We start from the raw sequence: 12,526 nt of genomic DNA, 5'->3' as shown, positions 1-12,526 counted from the left end.
TCATGGAACTCAGGCAGCTCGCATACTTCGTGGCCGTGGTGGAGGAGGCCAACTTCACCAGGGCGGCCGAGCGGCTTCATGTGGCCCAGCCGGGCGTCAGCGCGCAGATCAGACGCCTTGAGCACGAGCTCGGACAGGAGCTGCTCGACCGCTCGGGGCGCTCGGTGCGGCCGACCGAGGTGGGCGCGGCGGTCCTCCCCTACGCCCGGGCCGCGCTCTCGGCGGTGTCCGGGGTGCGGCTGGCCGTGGAGGAGCTGACCGGGCTGGTCCGCGGGCATGTCGCCATCGGTACGGTGACCTCGCACAACGTCGATCTGCCCACGCTGCTGGCCGAGTTCCACGAGGACCATCCGGCGGTGGAGATCACCCTCACCACGGACAGCTCCGACCAGCTCGTCGACGCGCTGCGCGGCGGCCGGCTGGACGCGGCCATCATCGCCTACGGCACCACGCCGCCACCGGGCCTCGAGACCCACGTCGTCACCGAGGACGCGGTCGTCGCGGCGGTCAGCCCGGACCACGAACTGGCGAGGCGGTCCTCGATCCCGCTCGACGTGCTGCGCGACCGGGTGCTGATCAGCCTGCCCCGGGGCGCGGGCATCCGCTCGCTGCTCGACGAGGCCTGCGCGGCGGCCGGCTTCACCCCGCGGATCGCCTTCGAGGCCGGCACCCCCGCCGTGCTCGCCGAGCTCGCGGCGCGCGGGCTGGGCATCGCGATCGTGCCCTCGGGCGTCGTGGTGCGGCGTGCGGACCTGTGTGCCCTCACCATCACCCGGCCCGCGCTGCGCGGCGCCCTGGCGTTCGCCTGGCGCGCCGAGGGCCCCATCAGCCCCGCCGCGCGCGCCCTCATCGGGCGCGCCCGGCGGCTCATCGGGGGTTAGGGCAGCTCCAGGACCGCCTGCACCGGCAGGTGGTCGCTGGGGAACTGGCCGTTCCGGGAGTAGGGGTTGATGGCGGCGTAGTGGGTGCGCACGGCCGGTGAGGTGAGGATCCAGTCGATCCGGTCGCCGTCCGGGACCAGCGGCCGGTAGCCGTGGAAGGTCGCGTACTGCGCGCTGCGCCGCTCGGCGGCGTCCCAGGAGTCGACGAGGGAGCCGCCGTCGAGCATGGCGTCATGGACCGGGTTGCCGTGGGCGGCGACGTTGAAGTCGCCGGTGACGATGCGGGGAAGGGCCGGGTCGAGGCCGTGGAGCCGTTCGGTGATCAGGGCGGCGGCGCGTTCGCGGGCGGGCTGGCTGCGGTGGTCGAGGTGGGTGTTGAGGGCGTAGAACTGGCCGCCGGTGCGCAGGTCATGGAAGCGGACCCAGGTGACCATCCGGACCACGGCCCCGCCCCAGGTGTTGGACCCGATCGCATACGGGGTGTCGGACAGCCAGAAGTGGTCGTACTCGAGCGGTTCGAGCCGATGGGTGTCATAGAAGACGGCCATGAACTCATCGCGGCTGCCGCCCGCCCGTCCCGTGCCCAGCCAGTCGTAGCGCGGCCCGAGATCGTGGGCGATGTCGCGCAGCTGGCCGTACAGCCCCTCCTGGGTGCCCAGCAGCTGGGGCGCCTCGCGGCGCAGCAGCTCCCGCATCGCGGGGCGGCGCTGCGCCCAGGAGTTGGGCTCGGCGTCGGAGGCGAAGCGGAGGTTGAAGGTCATGACGCGCAGCCGCGCGTCGGGCTCCGGGCCTGAGTCGGCCTCGGCGGCGCCCTCGGAGTGGACGGCGAGTGGCATGGCCAGGGCCGCGGCGGCCGCGGCGCGCATGCCGTGGCGACGGCTGAACACAGGTGCGGGCATGGCTCCTCCGTAAGGTCCGGCGATGGCCTTGAGTCTCGGGCCTCGCGGTGTGGGCGAAGTGACCTGCGGTGACCGTGGTTCGAAACGTAGGACTACCCGCGGATTGCCGCCGGGGCACCCAGCGCACCTCACCTCGTGGTGAATTCCGCGTGGCGCATTCCTCACGGCGATCAGTCATGGAGGCGGCCGAGCCGGGCAGGCGCCCCCGGTCCAATGACATTCGACCAGAGGTTGCCGGGAGACCCAGTGCTGCAGGACACCCCCACGCGCGCGCAAACGCCGCCGGCCGCCGCTCCGCCTCGGGGCGGCGGGGCCCGGAGCCGCAGGCGCGACCCGTACTTCGACAACGCGAAGTACCTCACCATCGTGCTGGTGGCCTGCGGCCACGCCTGGGAACCGCTCACCTACGGCAGCCGGGCCGTCACCGCGGTGTATCTCACGGTGTACGCCTTCCACATGCCGGCCTTCGCGCTGATATCGGGCTATTTCTCGCGCGGTTTCGACCTGGGGCCCGGGCGGGTGCGGCGGCTCCTGACGGGGGTCGCCGTGCCGTACCTCGTCTTCGAGGTGGCGTACACCCTCTTCTACCGCTGGGCACAGGACGACCCGGGTTATCCGATCAGCCTGCTCGACCCCTGGTATGTGATGTGGTTCCTGGTCGCGCTGTTCATCTGGCGGCTCACCACGCCCCTGTGGCTGGCGCTGCGCCACCCGGTGCCGATCGCGCTGGCCCTGGCCGTGCTCGCCTCGGTCTCGCCGGATGTGGGCGGCGATCTCGCCCTGCAGCGGGTGCTGGCGTTTCTGCCCTGTTTCGTCCTGGGGCTGACGCTGCGGCCCGAGCACTTCACGCGGCTGCGCACCCGCCGGGTCCGGCTGGCGGCGCTGCCGGTCGGCGCCGGGGCGCTGGTCGCCGCGTACGCGCTGGCGCCCCGGCTCGACGCGGGGTGGTTCTACCACCGCGGGAGCGTGACGGGCCTGGGGGTGCCGGCCTGGGCCGGGGTGTTCACCACACCCGCGCTGTTCGCGCTGGCGCTGCTGCTGACGGCCGCCTTCCTGGCCTGGGTGCCCGGGCGGCAGCTGTGGATCACCGCGCTCGGCACGGGGACGATGTACGGCTATCTGCTGCACGGCTTTGTGATCAAGTCCTCCCGGTTCTGGAGCTGGTACGACCATCCGTGGCTGCACACCCCCGTCGGCGAGCTGGCGGTCACGGCCGCCGCGATCGCCATGATCACCCTGCTGTGCACCGCCCCCGTACGCCGCCTCTTCCGTCCCCTGGTCGAACCCCGGATGACCTGGGCCTTCCGGCGCGAGACCAAGGCCACCGCCCCGGATGCCACCAAGAACACCGCGAACAAGACACAACACATCAAAACAACGCAAGACACTTATTAGAGTGGGTGATATCGGCATGAAGCGGGCACTGAGGAGGTGCCGACGATGTCCGAGGCAACCACCACCGACCTCTACGAGGTCACGATGGCGATGTCCTATCTGCGCGAGGGGATGACCGGCCCCGCCACCTTCAGTCTCTTCGTCCGGGATCTGCCACCCGACCGCGGTTTCCTGGTCGACGCGGGCCTGGAGTCCGCGCTGGACTTCCTCTCCGGCTTCCGCGTCGGCCCCGAGGACGTCGAGGACTTCGCCGTGGTGCTCGGGCGGCCGGTCGACGAACTGCGTCCGCTGCTCGGCCTCGCGTTCACCGGCCAGGTGCGGGCGGTGCCCGAGGGCCGGGTCGTGCTGGCCGGTGAGCCCCTGCTGGAGGTCACCGCGCCGCTGCCGGAGGCCCAGCTGATCGAGACGTATCTGCTCAACCGGCTCAACCATCAGACGACGGTCGCCTCCAAGGCCGCCCGGTGTGTCCTGGCGGCGGCGGGGCACCCCGTCGTGGACTTCTCGCTGCGCCGCACCCATGGGCCCGAGGCCGGTTACCACGCGGCGCGGCTCGGCGGGGTGGTGGGATTCACCGCGACGAGCAATGTGGCGGCCGCCCGCGCCGAGGGGATGCCCGCCGTGGGCACGATGGCCCACTCGTTCGTGGAGGCCTTCGACTCGGAGGAGGCGGCCTTCCGGGCCTTCGCCCGGACCCACCCCGGACCGATGACGCTGCTGGTGGACACCTACGACACCGAATCGGGGGTCCACACGGCCGCACGTGTGCTGCGCGACCTGGACGGGGGCGCCCGGGTCCCCGGCTCGGCCATCCGGCTCGACAGCGGGGACCTCGGCCTGCTGTCCCGGCGGGCGCGCGGCATCCTGGACGCCGCCGGTCTCCAGGAGGTGCGGATCGTGGTCAGCGGCGGTCTGGACGAGTACGCCGTGGAGGATCTGGTGCGCTCCGCGGCGCCCATCGACATCTACGCGGTCGGCACCCGCGTCGGGGTCTCCGCCGACGCCCCGTATCTGGACTCGGCCTACAAGCTGGTCGCGTACGACGGGCGGCCGGTGATGAAGCTCTCCTCGGCGAAGGTCACGGCCCCCGGCCCCAAGCAGGTCTTCCGCCGCGCCGGGCAGCCCGACGTGATCGGCCTCGCCGACGAGGACCCCGCCCCGTACGGCGGGCCGGTGCTGGAGACGGTGATGCGCGGCGGCGAGCGCACCCGCGAACGCGCCACCGTCGCGGAGAGCCACCAGCGGTTCCTCGCCGACCTGGCGGACCTTCCGCACCCGGCCCGCCGCATCCGCGCCCCCGCCGCCCAGCGGCCCGTCGTCTCCGAGCGTCTGGCCGCGCTCACCGAGGAGGTGCGCGGCCGCATCGACCGCGAGCTCGGCGCCACCGCCCGGCCGGGGAGCCGCGAACAAGCCGCGTCCGGATCACGCCGGACCACCATCAGGTGAGACATCAGGTGAGGAGTCGGCCATGCCGCAGACAGTGGAGTGGAAGGTCCACCTCTACCTCTACGAGGACCAGGGAACGACCAAGGCGCGCGTGGTGCTCGACACGGAGGAAACCTCGTTCACCGGCCGGGGCGTCGCCCGCTGCAGCCCCGACGACCGCGATGTGCCGGAGATCGGCGACGAGCTCGCGGCCGGGCGGGCCATGCACGACCTGGGCGAACAGCTGCTGATCGCCGCGGAGCGCGACATCGAGGGCGAGATCGCCTCGCACCGGCCGCGGATCCGTCCGGCGCCGGGGTGGGCCCTGTGAGCGGTGGGCCCCTGGAGCGGTGGGCCCCGGGAGCGGTGCGCCCGCGCCGGGTGGCGCTCCGCACCGCACCGTCACGGGGGCGGGCGGCCCCTCCCCGCGCCCTGCCCGGCGGCCCACGGGCCGGGGCACCCCGGCACCAGGGCGCGGATCGGGGAAGACCTCACGGGGAAGACCTCACCCCCACCGCGTCGAGTAGCCCCTGTACCCGCGACGGCCCGGCCGGATGAGCAGGGTGGCGAGGAACCCGAGGAGTCCCGCGCCGATGAGCGCCAGCCCGGGGCCGAGGCTCTGTGCGTACGCGACGACCCCGGCGAGCGTCGAGGTGTCGCCCTCGGTGCCCGGGATGATCGGGCCCGCCTGGCTGCCCTGGCCCCCCGTACCGCCCGCGCCGCCCGCCGCGCCCTGGGCGGCCGTGCCCGAGCCGTCGTCCGGGGTGGTGGGCGCCGTGCCCGCCGCGTCGCCGTCGCTGGCGGGGGCGTTCGGGAGGGTGACGCCGAGGGCGGTCAGCGCCTTGGTCACCGGCTGGAAGAAGGTCACGCCTCCGCTGGTGCAGTCGCCGGTGCCGCCGGAGGTCACTCCGAGCGCCACGTTCTGGGCGAAGAGCGGGCCCCCGCTGTCGCCCGGCTCGGCGCACACATCGGTCTGGATCAGCCCGCTGACCGTGCCCTCGGGGTAGTTCACCGTCGCGTTCAGCGCGGTCACCGAGCCGGAGCGCAGTCCCGAGGTGCTGCCGCTGCGGAACACCTTCTGGCCGACGACCGGGTCGGCGGCGCCGGTGATCCGTACGGTCTGTCCGTTCCCGACGTTCAGCACGCTGCTCTGGTCCAAGGAGGTGTTCTGGTACTGCACCAGGGAGAAGTCGCTGCCGGGGAAGTCGCTTCTGACGGTCGTGCCGACGGTGGTGTTCCCCTGGGTGTCCGCGAACCAGGCGGTGCCGTTCGGACCGCAGTGGCCCGCGGTCAGGATGAACCCGGCCTGGCCGTTGGTGACGTTGAACCCCGCCGAGCAGCGCCCGCCCTGGGTGAAGATCGGCTCGGCGCCCAGGGTCCGGGTGGTGAAGGAGCCGGTGGTCCGCTCCATGCGCACCTCGCCGCCGATCCCCGCGGCCACGCCCTTCATCCGTGACCACTGGTCGGCGGAGACCGTGCTGTCGCCGAGCACCACCACCTCGTTGGACATGGCGTCCACCGCCCACGCGGTCCCGGCCACCCGGGGCGCCTCCCGCAGCGTCTCGGTCGCGGAGCGCAGCTGCCGCATGCTGTAGCGCACCTGCTTGGCCCGCGCCCCCGCCCGGTTGACCTGGTCCGCCGCCTCCGCGTCGGTCACCGCGACCACCGCCCGGCCGTCGGAGCCGATCCAGCTGCCCGCCGTACGGGAGGTGCCGAGCTTGTCCACCAGGTCCCCGGCCAGCTCGGCGTCGCGGGTGTCTCTCGTCCCCAGGATCCGGGTGGGATCGCCGCCGGACCTTTGGGCGGGCGATCCGTCCGCCGCGGCCTGAGAGACCATCACGCCGCCGCACACCACGGCCCCGATGGCCACGAGGCGCGCGACACGGTGCGCCCTGCGCCGCGTGTGTCCCACCACCCTGCCTCCTTCACGTCGTTCCAGCACGGCGCCGCCCCGGCCGCCGGGGCCTGGACGGCATGGCCTCCCTTCCATACGCACCGCGGAGCCGTTCCGCTCACCCACGGCGTCAACTGACCCCGGAGATGACGGAATCCGGCGTGAAGGACACCCCGCGACCGCTGAAGGAGGGCCCTCCCGCTCGGCCTCGCCCGCGCCGGCGCGCCTGTCGCTCCCGCGCCTGGCGGACAGGCGGCCTACGATCGTGAGAATGAACAGCGCAGATGTCCTGGCCGACGCCTTCGGCCGCGTTCAGGAGACGGTTCACGAGGCGGTGAAGGGGCTGACGGTGGAGCAGCTGGCCACGCGCCTCGATGACAAGGCCAACTCCGTCGCCTGGTTGGTGTGGCACCTGACACGGGTTCAGGACGACCATGTCTCCGAGGTCGCGGAGGCCGAACAGGTCTGGACCGAGCAGGGCTGGTACGAGCGGTTCGAGCTGCCCTTCTCGGCGGCGGCGACGGGCTACGGGCACCGGTCCAAGGACGTGGCCGCCGTCCGGGTGCCCCCGAAGCTGCTCCTCGGGTACCACGACGCCGTCCACGAGCGCACGGTCGGCTTCGTCCGGGGGCTGCGCGACGCCGATCTGGACGCCGTCGTCGATGAGGCATGGACCCCGCCGGTGACGCTGGGCGTCCGGCTGGTGAGCGTCATCTCCGACGATCTGCTCCACGCCGGGCAGGCGTCCTTCATCCGCGGCGTGCTGCGGCGGCGTTAGCGCGACGGGCGTGCCGCGGGGGGGCGCGCACGCCGGGGCGCGGGCGTGATCACCGTGATCGGGCCACTCCTCACGACCCCTGGGCACCGCCCAACCACCCTTGTACCGGGCGAACGCCGACACCACTGTTGCCTGCAGGGATTCACCCACTGAGCCCGCGCCACCACGGGACACCGGCCGTGGCGCGGGCCTCCTCTCCCCCGGCATCAGGAGGACCGTCGTGAGGATCGAGCACCCGCTCCACAGAAGCGGCCCGGCGAGCCGCCCCGCCCGCGCGGCGACACGCCTGCGCACGGCGACACGCCTGCGGGCGGCGGCCCTCATAGCCGGGCTGGCCGCCGTGTTCGCGCTGACCGCGCCGGGGGCCGCCCTCGCGGCCCCCGGGCAGACCTACAGCGCCTCGGAGCTCAGGGCGGCGAGCGAGGCGATGCTCGCCGCGGACGTCGGCGGCACCGCGTGGGCCGTCGACGAGGACAGCGGCTCCGTCCGCGTCGACGTCGACAGCACCGTCTCGGCCTCCGAGCTCGCCACGCTCAAGAAGGCGGCGGGCGCGAGCAGCGGCGCCCTGCACATCCAGCGCACCCGGGGCAGGATCACCCAGCTGCTCTCCGGCGGAGAGCCGATCTACTCGTCCAACGGCTTCCGCTGCTCCGCCGGTTTCAACGTGCACATCGGCGCCTCGTACTACATCCTGACCGCCGGCCACTGCACCAACGGCTACCCGAACTGGTCCGCCGGGCTCGGCGTGCCCATCGGCCCGACGGCCTACTCCAGCTTCCCCGTCAACGACTACGGCTACGTCTCGTACACGAACCCGCTGTTGGTCCACCCCAGCAACGTGTACCTCTACAACGGCACCTACCGCGCCATCACCGGTGCCGGCAACGCCTTCGTGGGCATGCTCGTCCAGCGCAGCGGGAGCACCACGGGCCTGCGCGGCGGCACCGTCACCGGGCTCAACTACACGGTCAACTACGGCAACGGCAACGTCGTCTACCAGATGATCAGGACCAATGTGTGCGCCGAGCCCGGGGACAGCGGCGGGCCGCTCTTCTCCGGCAACACCGCCATCGGCCTGACCTCCGGCGGCTCCGGCAACTGCCAGACCGGCGGCGTCACGTACTACCAGCCGGTGGTCGAGGCGCTCGCCAACCACGGGGCGACGCTGCCCTGAGCCCGGCCCACCGCCACCGACCGGCCGCCGCCCCGGCGGCCGGTCACCGCCGCGCGGCGGCGCGGCGGCGGTGGCTGGTGTCGCACCACGGATAGCGGCCGCTGCGGCGACAGGTGCACACGGCCACCACCACCCGGTCGGAGCGCGCCGTGGTGCCGTCCTCCAGGACGACCTCCACCGGCCCCTCGACGAGCAGCGGGCCCTGCGGGTCGACGATCACACGCCGTGCCGTGGCCCGGCCGGCGGGCGGCTCGAATGTCTCATGCGGTGTCGGCGGTACGGACGGCACGGATCACCACCAGCTCTTCCTTCTCCTCCCCCGGGGCGATCAGCCGCCGGGAGACCAGCCATGCGCTGCGCCCCCGCAGTACGGGCCCGAACGGGACCACCCGCCGGATGGTCACCTCCGCCCGCAGCCCCTGTGCCCGCAGCTGTTCCAGCGTGGGTCCGACTCCGCTGAGCGCGGACTGCACGAGCAGCAGCACGCCCCCGGGCCGCAGCAGGGACGGCGCCCGCGCGCACAGGTCGTCGAGCACCGCCCGGCCGTCGGGCCCCGCGTCCCAGGAGCGGCCGCGGACACGCCGTGGCAACCTGGAGGGGGGCGCGGGGACGTACGGGGGATTGGCCAGGATCAGGTCGTAGCGACGTCCGCCGACCGGGTCCGGCAGGCCGCCCAGGCGCACACGCACCGGCGCGCGGCGCATCCGGACGTTCAGCCAGGCCGTCGCCACCGCGCCCGGCGAGATGTCGACGGCGTCGACCTCGGCGGCCCGGCAGCGAGCGGCGACCAGCGCCAGGGCGCCGGTCCCGGTCCCCACGTCCAGGACGCGCCCGCCCGCCGCCCCGGGCTCGCGGCACGCCGCCCCGGCCAGCAGCGTGGTGTCGTCCTGCGGCGCGTACACTCCGGGCGCTCTGATCAACCGCATACGCCCGAGTACCTTCGGACCGGGCCCTTCAAACGGCGGCGCGCCTGCCGGAACGTTCCAAAAGCGTCCCCAGAGGGCGATCGAAGCGGACGGCCCGGGGCACTCGCCGACGGGAGAGGAGTTGCCCATGACGAGTCTTCCCACCGGGTTCGCGCCCTCCTCGTACTGGATGGAGTCGGCGCCCGGACCCGAGTACCCCACCCTGGAGCCCGGACCCGGGCCGGCCGTTCCGGACGTCGACGTCGCCGTCGTCGGCGGAGGAATGGCGGGCATCTGTACGGCGTGGGAGCTGACCCGCGCCGGGCGCCATGTCGCGCTGGTGGAGGCCGGCCGGCTGGCCGCCGGGGTGAGCGGCCACACGACCGCCAAGCTCTCGGCCCTGCAGGGGCTGGTCCACCAGAGCGTGCGCTCCGCGCGCGGCGAGGAGGCGGCACGGCTGTACGCGACGTCCCAGACCGACGCGGTGGACCGGGTCGTCGAGGTCGCCGCCGACCTGGGCGTCGACTGCGACCTGGAGAACGTCCCGGCGTACACCTACGCCGAGTCCGAGGAGACCCTGCGGGCGGTACGCACCGAGGCCGAGGCCGCCGAGGGGGCGGGTCTCGATGCCTCGTTCGTGACCGAGACGGGTCTGCCGTTCCCCGTGGCGGGCGCGGTCAAGGTGAGGGGCCAGGCACAGTTCCACCCCCGGAAGTACCTGCTGGCCCTCGCCGAGGACCTGGCCGCGCGCGGTGCCCTCGTCTTCGAGAACTCGCGGGTCGTGGCCCTCAAGGAGGGCGATCCGTGCCGGCTGACCACGGATCGCGGGGCGTCGCTCCGCGCCCGGGACGTCGTGGTCGCCACGCACTACCCGATCTTCGACCGCTCGCTGCTGTTCGCCCGGCTGAAGCCGATGCGCGAGTTGGTCGTCGCGGGCGTGCTCCCTGCCGACCACGACCCTATGGGCATGTACCTGACGCCAGAGGACGACACCCGCTCGGTCCGTACCGCGCCCTACGGCCAGGGGCAACGGCTGCTCATCGTCACCGGGGAGAAGTTCACCCCCGGCGCGGGCAGTGTCCGCGGGCGCTACGAGCGGCTGGTCTCCTGGACCCGGCGGCGCTTCCCCGGTGTCGAGCCCGCTTTCCGATGGGCGGCGCAGGACAACTGGACCACCGACCACGTGCCGTTCGTGGGGCGGCTGCACCCGGCCTCCCGGCACGCCTATGTGGCGACCGGCTTCGCCGGTTGGGGCCTGAGCGGCGGGGTGTGCGCGGGCCGCCTGCTGGCGGGGCGGATCACAGGTTCGCCACCGCCGTGGACCGGCCTGTACGACCCGTGGCGGATCAGCCCGCTGCACGAGACCCCGGCGCTGCTCAGGCTTCAGGCGCACACCGCCCGCCACTTCGTCGGCGACCGGCTGTCGGCCGCGGGCGCCGAGGCGGTCCGGGACATCGCTCCGGGGGGCGGCGCGGTCGTCCGCGTCGGCGGCCGGCAGCGCGCCGTCCACCGCGACGAGCGGGGCGTGCTGCACACGCTGGCCGCGCGCTGCACCCACCTGGGCTGTCTGGTGCGGTTCAACGACGCCGAGCGGGCCTGGGAGTGCCCGTGCCACGGGTCACGGTTCGCGCCGGACGGAAGCGTGCTCCAAGGTCCCGCGGTGCGTCCGCTGGCGCGCCACGACGACGTGCCCGACCCCGGCAGCTCCGATGCCTCCGGTTCCGGTGGCCCCGGTTCCGGTGGCTCCGGCGCGGCCGGGGGTGATCAGCCGTGACCGTCGGCGCTCACGGCACCGTGACGGGCGGGCCCCCCGGCACACCCGAGGGCACGCCCCCGGCGGGGCCGCCGCTGCCCCGGCCGCGCGGCCCGATCTCCGCCGCCGTCCGCGGCGCGCTGACCCAGGCGCCACCCCCGGCGCCTTCGGCGCTCGCGCCCCAGTGGGCCCGTGCCGCCGATCCGCTCGGCGAGGACCTCCAGCTCTCGCTGTACCTCTGCTACGAGCTGCACTACCGCGGCTTCGCGGGGGTCGCCGAGGACTGGGAGTGGCAGCCGGATCTGCTGCGGCTGCGCGAGGCGCTGGAGGGCCGGTTCCTCGCCGCGCTGCGCGAGGCGGTGCCGGGCGGTGCGGACGTGGCCGGTGAACTCGACGCGCTGCTGGTCGAGCCGGCCCGGGGCGCGGGGGTCACCCACCGCCTGCAGAGCCACGGCACCTGGGAGCGGATGCGGGAGTACCTGGTACACCGCTCGCTCTACCAGCTCAAGGAGGCCGATCCGCAGGCCTGGTTGATCCCCCGGCTGGTGGGACAGGCCAAGGCATCGCTGGTGGCGGTGGAGTTCGACGAGTTCGGGGCGGGCCACGGCGAGAGGGTGCACGCCCGCCTCTTCGCCGAGCTCATGGCCGGCGCCGGGCTGGACCCGGCCTACGGCCGCTATGTGGACCACGCGCCCGCCGCGACACTCGCCACCGTGAACCTGATGTCGCTGCTGGGCCTGCACCGCTCGCTGCGCGGCGCCATGGCCGGCCATTTCGCCGTCCTCGAGATCACCTCGTCGCCCGGCTCACAGCGGCTGGCCCGGGCCCTGGAGCGACTGGGCGCCGAGCCCCGGTGTGTCCGCTTCTTCACCGAGCACATCGAAGCCGACGCGGTGCACGAGCAGTTGATGCGCCGCTGCGTGATCGGCGACTTCCTCGCCCGCGAGCCGGACCAGGCCGCGGCCGTCGCCTTCGGCGTCCAGGTCACCAACTACCTGGAGGCGCGCTGGTCGGACCGCTTGCTCACGGCATGGGACGCCGACCGCTCGTCGCTGCGGCTCCCGCTGGACGCCTGAGGGCGCGCCGGGCGCCGGGCCCGGCGGCGCAGCGCCCGGCGCTCCTCCTCCCCCGTGCCGCCCCATACGCCGTGGGTCACCCCCACGTTCAGCGCGTACTCCAGGCACTCGTCACTCACCGGGCAGCGGCCGCAGACCTCCTTGGCCCGCGCCTGCTGCTCCTGGGCCGCCGGACCGGACACGCCGACGGGGAAGAACACCTCCGGGTCCTCGTCCACACACGCGGCGTACCGCCACCACTCCATGACCACTCCTCAGCTACTGATCGCCGTACGGGGTCCCGCTCCCGGGCCGGCAGCCGGCAGCCGGCGGGCTCGGCGGGGCTGACCGGTGGCGAGTCCCCCGGCGC

13 protein-coding genes are annotated in these 12,526 nt (G+C 73.8%); 8 read left to right on the top strand and 5 right to left on the bottom strand.

Features of this window, described 5'->3' with window-relative positions; genetic code table 11:
- Positions 1-2 precede the first annotated feature (2 nt).
- Entirely contained in the window at positions 3-881 is an 879-nt protein-coding gene (locus ACFZDL_RS29225; RefSeq protein ID WP_353594226.1) for a LysR family transcriptional regulator, read from the top strand.
- Here ACFZDL_RS29225 and ACFZDL_RS29220 read toward each other — a convergent pair.
- Positions 878-1,780: an endonuclease/exonuclease/phosphatase family protein gene (locus tag ACFZDL_RS29220; protein ID WP_353594225.1), complete on the bottom strand. Its 903-nt coding sequence runs from the start codon at positions 1,778-1,780 to the stop codon at positions 878-880. The genes ACFZDL_RS29225 and ACFZDL_RS29220 overlap by 4 nt on opposite strands.
- A 246-nt stretch (positions 1,781-2,026) precedes the next feature.
- Here ACFZDL_RS29220 and ACFZDL_RS29215 point away from each other — a divergent pair, with 246 nt between their 5' ends.
- The 3 genes from ACFZDL_RS29215 to ACFZDL_RS29205 are packed head-to-tail and all read left to right on the top strand — an operon-like array spanning position 2,027 to position 4,928.
- Entirely contained in the window at positions 2,027-3,175 is a 1,149-nt protein-coding gene (locus ACFZDL_RS29215; RefSeq protein WP_353594224.1) for an acyltransferase family protein, read from the top strand.
- 45 nt (positions 3,176-3,220) lie between these two features.
- On the top strand, positions 3,221-4,618 hold the full coding sequence (locus ACFZDL_RS29210) for a nicotinate phosphoribosyltransferase (protein ID WP_353594223.1): 1,398 nt from the start codon (positions 3,221-3,223) through the stop codon (positions 4,616-4,618).
- Positions 4,619-4,640: 22 nt separating this feature from the next.
- Positions 4,641-4,928, top strand: a complete 288-nt coding sequence (locus ACFZDL_RS29205; protein WP_353594222.1) for a DUF1876 domain-containing protein — start codon at positions 4,641-4,643, stop codon at positions 4,926-4,928.
- Positions 4,929-5,102: 174 nt separating this feature from the next.
- Here the strand turns inward: ACFZDL_RS29205 and ACFZDL_RS29200 are convergent, their stop codons facing one another.
- Positions 5,103-6,509, bottom strand: a complete 1,407-nt coding sequence (locus tag ACFZDL_RS29200; RefSeq protein ID WP_353594280.1) for a S1 family peptidase — start codon at positions 6,507-6,509, stop codon at positions 5,103-5,105.
- A 253-nt stretch (positions 6,510-6,762) separates the two neighbouring features.
- Between ACFZDL_RS29200 and ACFZDL_RS29195 the strand changes: the two genes are divergently transcribed.
- Both ACFZDL_RS29195 and ACFZDL_RS29190 read left to right on the top strand, forming a co-directional pair.
- Complete coding sequence (locus ACFZDL_RS29195) at positions 6,763-7,269, top strand: DUF664 domain-containing protein (RefSeq protein WP_353594221.1); 507 nt, start codon at positions 6,763-6,765, stop codon at positions 7,267-7,269.
- A 220-nt stretch (positions 7,270-7,489) separates the two neighbouring features.
- Positions 7,490-8,443 (top strand): alpha-lytic protease prodomain-containing protein, encoded by a 954-nt coding sequence (locus tag ACFZDL_RS29190; RefSeq protein ID WP_391192844.1) that lies wholly within the window; start codon positions 7,490-7,492, stop codon positions 8,441-8,443.
- Between the two features lie 43 nt (positions 8,444-8,486).
- Here ACFZDL_RS29190 and ACFZDL_RS29185 read toward each other — a convergent pair whose 3' ends face one another.
- Both ACFZDL_RS29185 and ACFZDL_RS29180 read right to left on the bottom strand, forming a co-directional pair.
- Positions 8,487-8,732 carry a CDGSH iron-sulfur domain-containing protein gene (locus ACFZDL_RS29185; protein ID WP_391192842.1) on the bottom strand — a complete coding sequence of 82 codons (246 nt, stop codon included), beginning with the start codon at positions 8,730-8,732 and terminating at the stop codon, positions 8,487-8,489.
- Positions 8,704-9,369, bottom strand: a complete 666-nt coding sequence (locus tag ACFZDL_RS29180) for a HemK2/MTQ2 family protein methyltransferase (RefSeq protein ID WP_353594219.1) — start codon at positions 9,367-9,369, stop codon at positions 8,704-8,706. Before ACFZDL_RS29180 ends, ACFZDL_RS29185 begins: the two co-directional genes overlap by 29 nt.
- 127 nt (positions 9,370-9,496) lie before the next feature.
- Here ACFZDL_RS29180 and ACFZDL_RS29175 point away from each other — a divergent pair, with 127 nt between their 5' ends.
- Positions 9,497-11,122: an FAD-dependent oxidoreductase gene (locus tag ACFZDL_RS29175; RefSeq protein WP_353594218.1), complete on the top strand. Its 1,626-nt coding sequence runs from the start codon at positions 9,497-9,499 to the stop codon at positions 11,120-11,122.
- A gap of 20 nt (positions 11,123-11,142) precedes the next feature.
- A complete protein-coding gene (locus ACFZDL_RS29170) occupies positions 11,143-12,177 on the top strand; it encodes an iron-containing redox enzyme family protein (RefSeq protein ID WP_391192887.1) in 1,035 nt (344 codons plus the stop codon).
- Here the strand turns inward: ACFZDL_RS29170 and ACFZDL_RS29165 are convergent.
- On the bottom strand, positions 12,093-12,422 hold the full coding sequence (locus ACFZDL_RS29165; protein ID WP_353594217.1) for a WhiB family transcriptional regulator: 330 nt from the start codon (positions 12,420-12,422) through the stop codon (positions 12,093-12,095). The two genes, ACFZDL_RS29170 and ACFZDL_RS29165, sit on opposite strands and share 85 nt — an antisense overlap.
- Positions 12,423-12,526: the final 104 nt, after the last annotated feature.

This window comes from Streptomyces sp. NPDC007917, assembly GCF_042959105.1.
Classification (GTDB): domain Bacteria; phylum Actinomycetota; class Actinomycetes; order Streptomycetales; family Streptomycetaceae; genus Streptomyces.
Note: the sequence above shows the minus strand (reverse complement) of the source record. Positions and strands in the feature narration are given on the sequence as shown.

What these genes read in the sequence shown, in the direction of transcription:
- ACFZDL_RS29225 (WP_353594226.1), top strand. Translation starts at nt 3, where the DNA reads ATGGAACTCAGGCAGCTCGCATACTTCGTGGCCGTGGTGGAGGAGGCC.
- ACFZDL_RS29220 (WP_353594225.1), bottom strand. Translation starts at nt 1,780, where the DNA reads ATGCCCGCACCTGTGTTCAGCCGTCGCCACGGCATGCGCGCCGCGGCC.
- ACFZDL_RS29210 (WP_353594223.1), top strand. Translation starts at nt 3,221, where the DNA reads ATGTCCGAGGCAACCACCACCGACCTCTACGAGGTCACGATGGCGATG.
- ACFZDL_RS29205 (WP_353594222.1), top strand. Translation starts at nt 4,641, where the DNA reads ATGCCGCAGACAGTGGAGTGGAAGGTCCACCTCTACCTCTACGAGGAC.
- ACFZDL_RS29195 (WP_353594221.1), top strand. Translation starts at nt 6,763, where the DNA reads ATGAACAGCGCAGATGTCCTGGCCGACGCCTTCGGCCGCGTTCAGGAG.
- ACFZDL_RS29180 (WP_353594219.1), bottom strand. Translation starts at nt 9,369, where the DNA reads ATGCGGTTGATCAGAGCGCCCGGAGTGTACGCGCCGCAGGACGACACC.
- ACFZDL_RS29175 (WP_353594218.1), top strand. Translation starts at nt 9,497, where the DNA reads ATGACGAGTCTTCCCACCGGGTTCGCGCCCTCCTCGTACTGGATGGAG.
- ACFZDL_RS29165 (WP_353594217.1), bottom strand. Translation starts at nt 12,422, where the DNA reads ATGGAGTGGTGGCGGTACGCCGCGTGTGTGGACGAGGACCCGGAGGTG.